Genomic DNA, 13,836 nt, shown 5'->3' on the forward strand with positions numbered 1-13,836 from the left:
GACCGCTTCCTCCGCAGCCGGCTCCTCCACCGGAGCCTGCTCCAGAATCAGGTGGGCGTTCGTACCACTGAGCCCGAACGACGACACACCCGCCCGGCGCGGACCGTCCTCGTCATCCCACGGCCGCTCCTGCGTCAGCAACTCCACCTTGCCCGCCGACCAATCGACATGCGCCGACGGCTCGTCCACGTGCAGGGTCCTGGGCAGCACGCCGTGCCGCATCGCCAGCACCATCTTGATCACACCGGCCACACCCGCGGCGGCCTGGGTGTGACCGATGTTCGACTTCAGCGAACCCAGCCACAGCGGCCGGTCCCGGTCCTGACCGTAGGTCGCCAGCACCGCCTGCGCCTCGATCGGGTCACCCAGCGACGTCCCCGTGCCGTGCGCCTCCACCACGTCCACCTCGGACGGCTTCAACCCCGCATTGGCCAACGCCTGCCGGATCACCCGCCGCTGCGCGAGGCCGTTCGGCGCGGACAGGCCGTTGGACGCGCCGTCCTGGTTGACCGCACTGCCCCGGATCACCGCCAGCACCGGGTGCCCGTTGCGCCGCGCGTCCGACAGCCGCTCCAGCAGCACCATGCCGACACCCTCGCCGAAACCCGCGCCGTCGGCGGCGTCGGCGAACGCCTTGCAGCGACCGTCGGCCGCCAGGCCCCGCTGACGGCTGAACTCGGTGAACAGGGCGGGCGTGGACATCACGGTCACGCCGCCGGCCAGGGCGAGCGAGCACTCGCCCGAGCGCAGCGCCTGGCTCGCCAGGTGCATCGCCACCAGCGACGACGAACACGCCGTGTCCACGCTGACCGCGGGACCCTCCAGACCGAAGGTGTACGCGATCCGACCGGACAGGACGCTCGGCGAGGTGCCGGTGCCGAGGAAGCCCTCGATCTCCTCGGGCACCTCGGTGAGACGCGCCGCGTAGTCCTGGTACATCACTCCGGCGAACACACCGGTGGCGCTGCCCTTGAGGTCCTGAGGCCGGATGCCCGCGCGTTCGAACGCCTCCCAGGACGTCTCCAGCAGCAGCCGCTGCTGCGGGTCCATCGCCAGCGCCTCACGCGGCGAGATCCCGAAGAAGCCCGGATCGAAGTCGCCCGCGGCGGTGAGGAAGCCGCCCTCGCGGGCGTACGAGGTACCGCGGCGGGTGCCCTCCGGGTCGTAGAGGCCGTCCAGGTCCCAGCCGCGGTCACCGGGGAAGGGGGCGATGGCGTCGCCGCCGGCCGCGACCAGGTCCCACAGGTCCTCGGGAGAGCTGATGTCTCCGGGGAAACGGCAGCCGATGGAGACGATCGCGATCGGTTCGTCGACGGTGACCGCCTGGACCGCCGCCGTGGGGGCCGCATCCCGCCCCTCGCCCAGCTCGGCGAGCAGGTGTTCGGCGAGCGCCAGCGGGGTCGGGTAGTCGAAGACGAGCGTCGCCGGGAGCTTGAGGCCGGTGACCGCGTTGAGCCGGTTCCGCAGCTGCACCGAGGCGAGCGAGTCGAAGCCGAGGTCGCGGAAGGCCCTGCTGCCGTCGATGACGTCCGCGGAGGCGTGGCCGAGGACCGTGGCCACACGAGTACGGACGACGTCGACCACGGCGCCGAGGCGGTCGCTCGCGGGCAGGGTGGCGAGCTGCCCCGCCAGTGAGGTCGTGTCCTGCTGGGTCTCCGCCGCGACGGCCCTGCGGGCCGGACCGCGGACCAGACCGCGCAGCAACGCCGGTACCGGGTCGGACGAGGCACGCAGCACCCGCAGGTCCAGCCGCATCAGGACGAGCAGCGGGTCCGGCGCGGCCAGCGCGCGGTCGAACAGCTCCAGGCCCTGCTCCAGGGTGAGCGGCGGCATGCCGGAGCGCGCGATGCGGCGCAGATCGGCTTCGTCGAGGTGCGCGGTCATCGCGCTGGTCTGCTCCCACAGGGACCAGGCGAGGGACTGGGCGGGCAGGCCCAGGGCTCGCCGGTGCCGGGCCAACGCGTCGAGGAAGGCGTTGGCGGCGGCGTAGTTGGCCTGGCCCGGGCCGCCGAAGACTCCCGCGGCGGAGGAGAAGAGGACGAACGCGGACAGGTCGAGGTCGCGGGTCAGCTCATGCAGGTTGACCGCGGCGTCCGCCTTGGGCCGCAGGACGGCGTCGAGCCGTTCCGGGGTCTGGGAGGTGACGACTCCGTCGTCGAGTGCGCCGGCCGCGTGGATGACGGCGCACAACGGCCGCCGCAGGCTGCCGATCACCTCGGCGAGCGCGTCCCGGTCGGCGGCGTCGCAGGCCACCACGTCGACCTCGGCGCCGAGACCGGTGAGCTCCGCCCGCAGCTCCGGGGCGTGTCCGGTGCGGCTGAGCAGGACGAGGTGGCGTACGCCGTACCGGGTGACGAGGTGCCGGGCGAGGTGGGAGCCGAGGAGGCCGGTGCCACCGGTGATCAGCACGGTGCCGTCGAGCGCGGGCGGCCGGCCCTCGGACCGGACGCGCTCCAGACGTGGGGCGAGTACACGGGCCCCGCGTACCGCGAGTTGGTCCTCGCCGGGGACGAGCGGTATCCCGCCGTCGGTGTCCACCAGCACGAAGCGGCCGGGGTGTTCCGACTGGGCGGACCTGACGAGGCCCCAGACGGCGGCGCCCGCCAGGTCGGTGACGTCCTCCGCGTCCGCGCAGGCCACCGCTCCGTTCGTGACGAACGCGAGCTGGCCCGGCTGGTCGTCCGCGAGCCACCGCTGCACCTGCGCGAGCGCGTGGTTCAGCACGACCCGGACGTCGCCGCCGGGCCGGATCCGTACGGTCTCGGCCGGCCCGGCGGCGCCGGGCGTGGCGGACACCGGGCTCCAGGTGGGCCGGAACACCGCGTCGGCCCCCGCGACGCGGACCGCGTCGTCGGCGGGCGGGCGCAGCGCCAGCGACTCCACCGAGGCCACGGGGCGGCCGGCGGGGTCGGCGACGTGGACGGAGACGGCGTCCTGCCCGGCGGGGGCGATCCGGACGCGCAGGGCGGAGGCGCCCTGGGCGTGCAGGGACATGCCGGTCCAGGAGAACGGCAGCCGGGCCTCGGCGGCGTCGGCGAGGCCGGTGACGTGCAGCGCCGCGTCGAGCAGCGCGGGGTGCAGGCCGAAGTGCCGGGCCTGGTCGTGCTGGTCGTCGGGGAGCGCGACCTCGGCGAAGAGCTCGTCGTCGCGGCGCCAGGCCGCTCGCAGTCCCTGGAACGCCGGACCGTAGCCGAAGCCGGCCGCGGCGTAGCGGTCGTACATGTCGGCGGTGTCGAGCGGGGTGGCGCCCCGCGGCGGCCAGACGGTGAGGTCGGCGGCGAGGGCGACGGGCGCGGCGGAGAGGATGCCGCTGGCGTGGCGCGTCCACTCGTCGGTGCCGTCGGGGGCCGCGTGCAGGGTCACCGTGCGACGGCCGTCCGGGTCCGGAGCTCCGACGGCGAGCTGGATGACGACGGACCCGCTCTCGGGAAGCACGAGCGGGGACTCCAGCAGGAGTTCCTCGATCCGCTCGCAGCCGACCTGATCACCGGCGCGGCCGGCCAGCTCCAGGAACGCCGTGCCGGGCAGCAGGATCGCGCCGCGCACCGTGTGGTCGGCGAGCCAGGGGTGGGTACGGACGGAGAGGCGTCCGGTGAGCAGGGCGCCCTCGGCGTCGGCCAGCGCGACGACCGCGCCGAGCAGCGGGTGTTCGGCGGAGCCGAGTCCGGCCGCGGTCACGTCGCCCTGGTGGCCGCTGTGGTCCTCCAGCCAGTAGTGGTCCCGCTGGAACGGGTAGGTGGGCAGGTCGATCCTGCGGCCCCCGGGCAGCAGGGCGCCGAGGTCGACGGTCACGCCGGCGACGTGGAGTTCGGCCAGGGACAGCAGGAACCGGTCCAGGCCGCCCGCCTCCCGGCGGAGCGTGCCGACCACGGTCCCGCCGACCGTCTCCTCGACCGCGGCGGCCAGCACGGGGTGCGGGCTGACCTCGACGAAGACGTCATGGCCCGCGGCACCGAGTGCCCGGACGGTGGTCTCCAGCTCGACCGTCTGCCGTAGGTTGCGGTACCAGTACTCGGCGTCGAGCGCGGCGGTGTCCAGCAGGCCGCCGGTCACCGTGGAGTAGAAGGGGATCTCGGCGCTGCGCGGGCTCAGTCCCGCGAGGGTGCTGAGCAGTTCCTCGCGGATCTCCTCCACCTGGGCGGAGTGGGAGGCGTAGTCGACGGGGATGCGGCGGACGCGCACGTCGTCCCAGCCGTCGAGCGCGTCGAGCGCGGCCGGGTCGCCGGCGACCACGACGGACGAGGGGCCGTTGACGGCGGCGATGGACAGGCCGGGACCGATCCGGCGCCGGGCCTCCTCCGCGGAGAGGGCGACCGAGGTCATGCCGCCGCGGTTCGCGAGGGCGTTCAGCGCCTTGCTGCGCAGGGCGACGACGCGCGCCCCGTCCTCCAGCGTCAGCGCACCGGCCACCACGGCCGCGGCGATCTCGCCCTGCGAGTGGCCGACGACGGCGTCCGGCCGGACCCCGGCGGACTGCCACAGGGCGGCGAGGGAGACCATCACGGCGAACAGCAACGGCTGGACGACGTCGACCCGGTCGAAGTCGCCGGAGCGCAGCACGTCCTCCAGGGACCAGTCCACGTGCGGGGCGAGTGCCTCGGCGCACTGGGCGATCCGGGCGGCGAACACGGGCGAGGTGTCGAGGAGGTCCACCGCCATGCCCGCCCATTGGGCGCCCTGGCCCGGGAAGACGAAGACCAGGTCGCGGGTGGACCGGGCGGTGCCCCGGACCAGGGCGGGGTGCTCCTCGTCGCGCTCCAGGGCCGCGAGGGCGCCGACGAGGTCGCCGACCGCGACGGCGCGGTGTTCCAGCGCGGCCCGGGTGGTGACGAGGGAGTGGCCGACATCGAGGGGGTCGAGGCCGGTGAGGGCGCGCAACTGCCGCGCCTGGTCGCGCAGTGCCCCGGCGCTGCGGGCGGACAGCGCCCAGGGCACGACGGCCGGGGCGGTCACTGTGGCGGGCGCGGCGTCGGTGCCCGGTTCGGCTCCGGTCTCCTCGGGCTCCTCGGGGGCCGGGGCCTGTTCCAGGATGACGTGGCTGTTGGTGCCGCTGACTCCGAAGGAGGAGACAGCGGCACGGCGGACCCGGTCCACCGCGGGCCAGGGGAGCAGTTCGGTGGCCAGCCGGACCGTTCCGGACTCCCAGTCGACCTGGGGCGTGGGGCGGCCTACGTTCAGGGTGGGCGGCACCTGGCCGTGCTGCATGGCCTGCACCATCTTGATGATCCCGCCGACGCCCGCGGCGGCCTGGGTGTGGCCGATGTTCGACTTCAGCGAGCCCAGCAGCAACGGCTGCTCCGGGCTGTGCGCGCGGCCGTAGGTGGCGAGCAGCGCCTGCGCCTCGATCGGGTCGCCGAGCGGCGTACCGGTGCCGTGCGCCTCGACGACGTCGACGTCGGCGGGGTTCAGCCCGGCGTCGGCCAGCGCCTTGCGGATGACCCGCTGCTGGGCGGGTCCGTTGGGGGCGGTGAGCCGGCTGCTGGCACCGTCCTGGTTGACGGCGGTGCCGCGCACCAGCGCGAGCACCGGGTGTCCGTTGCGCCGGGCGTCCGACAGCCGCTCCAGCAGGAGCATGCCCACGCCTTCGCCCCAGCCCGTGCCGTCGGCGTCGGCGGCGAAGGACTTGCACCGGCCGTCCCGGGCCAGGCCCCGCTGCCTGCTCATTTCGGTGAACGCGACGGGGGTCGCCATCACCATGGCGCCGCCGGCCAGGGCGAGCGTGCACTCCCCGGCGCGCAGGGACTGGGCCGCCAGGTGCAGCGCGACCAGCGACGACGAACACGCGGTGTCCACGCTGACCGCGGGCCCCTCGAAGCCGAAGACGTACGAGACGCGGCCGGAGGCGACACTGTCGGAGTTGCCTCCGGCCAGGAAGCCCTCGACCTCCTCGGGCACATGGCGCAGGCGGGAGCCGTAGTCCTGGTACTGGATGCCGGCGAAGACGCCGACCTGGGCGCCGCGCTGGGCCTGCGGATCGATGCCGGCCCGCTCGAACGCCTCCCAGGTGGTCTCCAGCAGCAGCCGTTGCTGCGGGTCCATCGCGAGCGCCTCGTGCGGCGAGATACCGAAGAACTGCGGCTCGAAGTCCGCGATCGCGTCGAGGAAGCCGCCCTCGCGGGCGTAGCTGCTGTCCGGCCGGACGCCTTCCGGGTCGTACAGCCGCTCCAGGTCCCAGCCGCGGTCCGACGGGAACGGTGTGATGGCGTCCGTGCCCGAGGCGACCATGCGCCACAGGTCCTCGGGGCTGCTCACGCCGCCCGGGTAGCGGCAGGCCATGCCCACGATCGCGATGGGCTCGGTGTCCCTGGCTTCGAGCTTGGCCAGCCGCTGACGCGTGCGGTGCAAATCGCTCGTGACCCGCTTCAGGTAGGTGCGGAGCTTGTCGTCGTTCACTGCTGTCCCTGTACCTCGTTGGGCGGTCACGACATGCCCAGTTCGTTGTCGATGAAGTCGAAGATCTCGTCGTCGTCGCCCGAGTCGAAGAGTTGCTCCACGCGGTCGGCGTCGCTTCCCGGGCCCGCCTTGGCCAGCAGATCCCGCAATCGGTCGGTCAGCTCGTCCCGGTAACGCTCGTCGTCCAGGAGGGCGGTGAGCCGCTCCAGCTCGGCGGCGCCCGGCAGCCGCCCGTCCGCCGGCTCCGGAACGAGTTCGGCGGCGAGGTGGCCGGCGATGGCCCGGCAGGACGGGTAGTCGAAGAGCAGGGTGGCGGGGAGCCGGAGTCCGGTGGCCGCGCCCAGCCGGTTGCGCAGTTCGACCGCGGTCAGCGAGTCGAAGCCCACCTCGAGCAGGCCCCGGTCGACGTCGACGGAGCCGGCGTCGGTGAATCCCAGCACGGTGGCGGTGTGGTCACGGACCAGGTCGATCAGGGCCCGGTCGCGTTGCGTGTCCGTCATGCCGGAGAGCCGCTGCGCCAGGCCCGCCGCCTCCGCGGCGCCGGTGGTGGCGTCGGCGGCACTGCGCCGTACGGTCGAGCGCACCAGGCCGCGGAGCAGCGCGGGCACCTCGCCCTGCGTCTGGACCGCCTTGGTGTCCAGGCGCAGCGGCAGCAGGACCGGCTGGTCCTCGCCGAGCGCCGTGTCGAACAGCTCCAGGCCCTCCGCGGGCGGGAAGGCGATGATGCCGCCCCGGGCGATGCGCTTGAAATCGTTCTCGTCGAGGTGGCCGCTCATGCCGGTGTCGTTGGCCCACAGGCCCCAGGCCAGCGAGGCGGCCGGCAGTCCCCGGGCCCTGCGGTGGTGGGCCAGGGCGTCCAGGAAGGCGTTGCCCGCGGCGTAGTTGGCCTGCCCCATGCCGCCGAAGACGCCGGCCACGGAGGAGAAGACCACGAAGGCCGACAGGTCCAGGTCCGCGGTGAGCTCCTGGAGGTTGAGGACCGCGTCGACCTTGGGCCGCAGGGCCGCGTCCAGTTGCTCGTCGGTGATGGCTGCCACGATGCCGTCCCGCACCACACCGGCGGTATGGACGACGGCCGTGACCGGGAACGCGGTCGGGACGGCGGCGAGCAGGGCGGCGAGCTCGTCGCGGTCGGCGACGTCACAGGCCGCCACCTCGACGTCGGCGCCCAGCGCCGTGAGCTCCTCCCGCAGCCGCGCGGCGCCTTCGCCGGCGGGGCCGCTGCGGCTGGTCAGCAGCAGCCGCCTGACCCCGTGTTCGGTGACCAGGTGCCGGGACACGTGGGCGCCGATCGCGCCCGTGCCGCCGGTCACCAGGACGGTGCCACCGCGCTCCCACTGCGGCGTGGCGGGAGCGGCGCCCACCGGTACGCGCGCGATGCGGTAGGCGTACGCCCGGCCGTCGCGGAGCGCCAGTTGCGGCTCGCCGCCGGCCACGGCGCGCGCGAGTGCCGTGTCGTCGTCGAGGTCGACCAGCACGAACCGGTCCGGGTGCTCGGTCTGCGCGGAGCGGACCAGGCCCCAGACGGCGGCACCGGCGAGGTCGGTCACGTCGTCCTGCGCGGTCAGGGGCACCGCGCCGCTGGTGGTGAAGACGAGCTTGGCGCCCTCCCGGTCCTGGGCGAGCCAGTCGCGGATGTCGGCGAGCGCCTGCCGGGTGGCGCGGCGCACGGCGTCGGCGTCCTGTCCCGGCTCGTAGCCGCGCACCTCGAACGCGGGGGCGCCCCCGGCAGCGGGCAGCGGTACCTCGGTGAACTCCGGGCGGTACAGGGTCTGGTGGATCCGTCCGCCACCGGTCGCGGACCTGGCGGGTGCGGCCGGCCGCAGGGCGAGCGACTCGGCCGTGGCGACCGGTGCGCCCGTGGCGTCGGCGAGGGTGACGGACATCGAGCTGTCGCCGGTGGGCGCCATCCGCAGCCGTACGGCCGCCGCGCCGCCGGCGTGCAGGGTGACGCCGCTCCAGGAGAACGGCAACCAGGCCTGGCCGCTGCCACTCAGCACACCGAAGGCCAGCGAGTGCAGCACGCTGTCCAGGAGAGCCGGGTGGAGTCCGAAGCGGCCGGCCTCGGACCGCACGGACGCGGGCAGGGCGGCCTCGGCGAACACCTCCTCGCCGCGGCGCCACACCGCCGTCAGCCCCTGGAAGACCGGACCGTAGGCGAAGCCGCTTTCGGCGAACCGGTCGTACAGGCCGGTGACGTCGATCCGCTCCGCGCCCGGCGGCGGCCACTCGGCGAGCGACGGGGCGGCGGGCGCGACGGCCGGCGACAGCACACCGTCCGCGTGCCGGGTCCACGCTTCCTCGGCGGGCGCGTCCTGCGGCCGGGAGAACACCTCCAGCGAGCGGGTCCCGTCCGCCGCCCGCGGGCCGACCCGCATCTGGAGGACCACGGCGCCCTGCGCCGGCAGCACCAGCGGGGCGGCCAGTGACAGTTCGTCGACCCGGCCGCAGCCGACCTCGTCGGCCGCCCGGACCGCGAGTTCGAGGAAGGCCGTCGCCGGGAACAGCGCCTCGTCGAAGACCCCGTGGTCGGCCAGCCACGGTGTGCTGTGCAGCGACAGCCTGCTGGTGAACACGTACTGGTCCGACTCGGCCAGTTCGACGGCGGCTCCCAGCAGCGGGTGCCCGGGGGCGACCAGACCCGCCGACGTCACGTCGCCGGCGTCGGCGGGGGCGTCGAGCCAGTAGCGCTCGCGCTGGAAGGCGTAGGTGGGCAGCGGCACGCGCCGCATGCCGCGGCCTTCGAAGACCCGCTCCCAGTCGGGGGTGCGCACCTGGGTGTGCAGCCGGCCCAGGGCGGCGGTCACCGAGTGGATCTCGTCGCGGTCCCGGTGCAGCAGCGGGATCAGCTCGGCTCGGCCCTCCAGGCAGTCCTGGGCGAGCGCGGTGAGGGAGCCGTCGGGGCCGATCTCCAGGAACGCGGTCACCCCGGCCTGTTCGAGGGTGCGAACGCCGTCGAGGAACCGCACCGCCCGGCGGACGTGGTCCACCCAGTAGTCCGGTGAGCACAGCTGGTCGGCGTCGGCGAGGGCCCCGGTGACGTTGGAGACGATGGGGATACGCGGCGGGTGGAACTCGATCCCCGCCGTGACCTCGCGGAACTCCTTCAGCATGCCGTCCATGTGCGGGGAGTGGAAGGCGTGGCTGACGCGCAGCCGCTTGGTCTTGAAGCCGTCCGCGGCGAGTCGGCCGGCGACGTCCAGCACGGCCTCCTCGTCCCCGGCGATGACGGTGGCCGTCGTGCTGTTGAGGGCGGCCACGGCGACCGTGTCCCCACGGTCGGCGAGGAAGGGCAGGACCACGTCCTCGGGGGCCATCACGGACACCATGGCCCCGTCACCGGGCATGGACTGCATGAGCCGGGCCCGCTGCGCCACCAGGCGGGCGGCGTCCGGGAGCGACAGCACTCCGGCGACGTGCGCTGCCGCCAGCTCGCCGATCGAGTGGCCGAGGAGGTAGTCGGGCAGCACGCCCCAGTGCTCGACGAGCCGGAAGAGCGCGACCTCGACGGCGAAGAGGGCCGGCTGGGTGAAGACCGTCCGGTGGAGCAGGTCCGCCTCCGCCGAGTCGGCGGCGGAGCCGATGACGGCGTGCAGGGGCTGGTCCAGAAGCGGGTCGAGGGCTGCGCACACGGTGTCGAACGCCCCGGCGAACACCGGGAACTCGCGGTACAGCCGCAGCCCCATGCCCAGCCGCTGGCTGCCCTGTCCGGAGAAGAGGAACGCCAGGCGCCGCTCCGCGGGGAGCAGGGTGCCGGTCACCGACCGCAGGGCGGCACGGATCGCGTCGCGGTCCTCGCCCGGCACGACGGCCCGGTGTTCGAGGTGCGCGCGGGCGGTGGCCAGGGTGTAGCCGACGTCGGCGACCCGTACCTCCGGGTGCTCCGCCAGGTGTCCGTCCAGCCGGGCCGCCTGCTCGCGCAGCGCTTCGGCGCTGCGGGCGGACAGCACCAGCGGCACCGGCAGCGGCTCCCGCACGTCGTCGGCGGTCGGCGTGTCGTCGGGGGCCTGTTCCAGGATGGTGTGCGCGTTGGTGCCGCTGACGCCGAAGGAGGACACGGCTGCCCGGCGGGGGTGGCCGGTGACGGGCCACGGGGTGTTCTCGGTGACCAGCTCGATGCTGCCCGCGGTCCAGTCGATGAGCGGCGACGGCTCGTCCACGTGGAGGGTGCCGGGCACTGTGCCGTGCTGCATGGCCAGCACCATCTTGATGACGCCCGCGATGCCCGCGGCGGCCTGGGCGTGGCCGATGTTGGACTTGACCGAGCCGAGGAGCAGCGGCTGCGCGCGGTCCTGGCCGTAGGTCGCCAGCAGCGCCTGGGCCTCGATCGGGTCGCCCAGCCTGGTGCCGGTGCCGTGCGCCTCGACCACGTCGAGCTCGGTGGGCGCCAGCCGAGCGCTGGCCAGGGCGTCGCGGATCACCCGCTGCTGGGAGGGACCGTTGGGAGCGGTCAGGCCGTTGGACGCGCCGTCCTGGTTGACCGCGCTGCCCCGTACGACGGCCAGCACCGGGTGCCCGTTGCGCCGGGCGTCCGACAGCCTCTCCAGCAGCACGATGCCGACGCCCTCGGCCCAGGCGGTGCCGTCGGCGGCAGCCGCGAAGGGCTTGCACCGGCCGTTGGCGGCGAGGCCGCGCTGCCGGCTGAACTCGATGAACGACACCGGGGTGGCCATCGCGGCGGCACCGCCGGCCAGCGCCATGGTGCACTCCCCGCCGCGCAGGGACTGCGCGGCGAGGTGGATGGCGACCAGGGAGGACGAGCACGCGGTGTCCACGCTGACGGCCGGCCCCTCCAGGCCGAGGGTGTAGGAGATGCGCCCGGAGGCGACGCTGCCCGCGCTACCGATGCCGAGGTAGCCCTCCACTTCCTCCGGCGCGTTGCGCACCCGCAGACCGTAGTCGTGGTAGCTGGAACCGACGAACACGCCGGCGCGGCTGCCCTTGACCGACTGCGGGTCGATGCCGGCCCGCTCGAACGCCTCCCAGCTGGTTTCGAGCAGCAGCCGCTGCTGCGGGTCGATGGTCGTCGCCTCCCGCGGGGAGATGCCGAAGAAGGCGGGGTCGAAGTCGGCCAGGTCGTGCAGGAAGCCGCCTTCGCGCGCGTAGGTGGTCCCGTGGTGGTCCGGGTCCGGGTCGTACAGGGCGTCCAGGTCCCAGCCGCGGTCCGTGGGGAACGGGGTGATGGCGTCTGCGCCCTCGCTGATCAGCCGCCAGAAGTCCTCCGGGGAGCGGACGCCGCCGGGGAAGCGGCAGGCGAGGGCCACGATGGCGATCTCGTCATCGGTGACCGGGGCGCCGGCCGCCGGGACCGCGACGTCCCGGGTCCGCGCCTCCGGCTCGCCGAGTTCCGCCACCAGGTGGTCGACGACGGCGGAGGGGGTCGGGTGGTCGAAGACGAGGGTGACCGGCAGTCGCAGCCCGGTCGCCTGGGAGAGGCGGTTGCGCAGTTCGACCGCGGTCAGCGAGTCGCAGCCGAGGTCCTTGAAGACGCGGTCGCGGCCGATCGCGTCGGCATCGGGGTAGCCGAGGGCCTCGGCGGCCGCCGTTCGCACCAGCTCCAGCAGCGCGGCCCGGTCCAGCGCGGACGGCTGCTCGGGCCTGGCCGGCCGTTCGGCGAGCGCGGCGACCTCCGGCAGGTCGGCGATGAGGGGGCTGGGCCGCAGGGCGGTGAAGGCGGGGACGAACCGGTCCCACGCGAAGTCGGAGACGATCACGTGCGGTTCGCGTCGGCCGACAGCGTGCCGCAGGGCGGCGACGGCGCGCTCGGGGTCCATGGCGGGCATGCCGTCGCGGATCAGGCGGGCGGCCACGGCCTCGTCGGTCAGGCTCTTGCCGCCCCACAGCCCCCAGGAGACCGAGGTGGCGGGCAGACCCAGGTCGCGGCGGTGCACGGCCAGCGCGTCGAGGTAGGCGTTGGCCGCGGCGTAACTGCCCTGGCCGGTGCCGGCGACGGTGGACGCCAGTGAGGAGAACAGCACGAACGCCGACAGGTCCAGGTCGCGGGTCAGTTCGTGCAACAGCAGGGCGGCGTCGGCCTTCGGCCGGAACACGCCGGCCGCGCGCTCGCCGGTGATGGAGTCGACCACGCCGTCGTCGAGGACACCCGCGGCGTGCACCACGGCGGTCAGCGGCGTCTCGGCCGGAATGCCGGCCAGGAGTTCCGCGACGGCGTCCCGGTCGGCCACGTCGCAGGCGGCGACGGTGACCCGGACGCCCAGGGCGCCGAGTTCGGCGGCCAGTTCGGCCGCGCCGGGGGTGTCCGGGCCGCGCCGTCCGGTCAGTACCAGGTGTTCGGCGCCGGTCGTGGCCAGCCAGCGGGCCACGTGCCCGCCGAGGGCGCCGAGGCCACCGGTGACCAGGACCGTTCCGGTGGGCTGCCACGGGTCGCCGGTCGCGGGGCCGGACGGCCGCTCGGCGTGCTCGACCCGGCGGCCGTAGACGCCGGACGGGCGGACGGCCACCTGGTCCTCCCCGGTCTCCCCGGTGAGCACCGCCAGAAGCTGTTCCGCGGCCCGGTCGTCGAAGGCGGCGGGCAGGTCGACCAGTCCGGCCCAGCGTGCCGGATACTCGACGCCGGCCACACCACCCAGGCCCCACAGGGCCGCCTGCGCGGGGCTGTCCAGGGGATCGCCGGGGCTGACGGACACGGCGCCGCGGGTGGCGGTCCACAGCGGCGCGTCGATGCCCGCGTCCCCCAGGGCCTGGAGCAGGGACACGGTCAGCGGAAGCCCGGCGGGCAGCACCGATCCGGCCGACCACGGGTGGTCGGCGAGACCCAGCAGGGAGAGCACGCCTGTGGGCTCGCCGCCGGACGTTGCCGTGCGCAGCAGTTCGGCGCGGGTGTTGCGGTCGGCGGTCTCCTCCCACGGGACCACGAGGGTGTGGACGCCGTGCCGGCGCAGCGCGTCGAGGTACCCCTCGACGTCCGTGCCGGCGGGAGTCACCACCAGCCAGTCACCGGCGGCCGGGCGGGTCGGCCCGGCGGTCAGGACGCGCCAGGTGACCCGGTAGTGCCACGCGTCGCCGTCGCCCGCCGTGGGCAGGGCCCGGGGTTCGTCAGGAGTCGGAACGAGCCAGTAGTGCTTCCTCTGGAAGGAGTAGGTGGGCAGGTCGACACGGCGACCGCCCGCGTGCACGGCGGCCCAGTCGACCGCGGCGCCGCGCGCGTGCAGTTCTCCGAGGGAGGTCAGGAAGCGGTCCAGGCCGCCCTCCTCGCGGTGCAGGGTGCCGACAACGGCTCCGCCGTCGCCGGCCTCCAGTGCCTGCTGCGCCCAGATCGTCAGCACGGGGTGGGGGCTGACTTCGACGAACGTGTCGTAACCCGCCTCGACCAACTGCCGGACAGCCTGGTCGAACTCCACGGGCCGGCGCAGGTTGCGATACCAGTACCCGGCATCCAGCGCCGAACCGTCCAGCCACGCACTGTCGGCCGTCGACCAGAAC

The 13,836-nt window shown here is 74.5% G+C and carries 2 protein-coding genes; both read right to left on the reverse strand.

What is annotated here, in order from left to right; translation table 11 throughout:
• Positions 1–6,393: type I polyketide synthase (locus tag IE294_RS44635; protein ID WP_189895063.1), on the reverse strand; the 6,393-nt coding region annotated here is incomplete at its 3' end.
• Positions 6,394–6,419: 26 nt separating this feature from the next.
• On the reverse strand, positions 6,420–13,836 hold a 7,417-nt coding region (locus tag IE294_RS44640), incomplete at its 5' end, for a type I polyketide synthase (RefSeq protein ID WP_189895064.1).

It is taken from the genome of Streptomyces canarius, from assembly GCF_014650735.1.
Classification (GTDB): Bacteria; Actinomycetota; Actinomycetes; order Streptomycetales; family Streptomycetaceae; genus Streptomyces; species Streptomyces olivaceoviridis.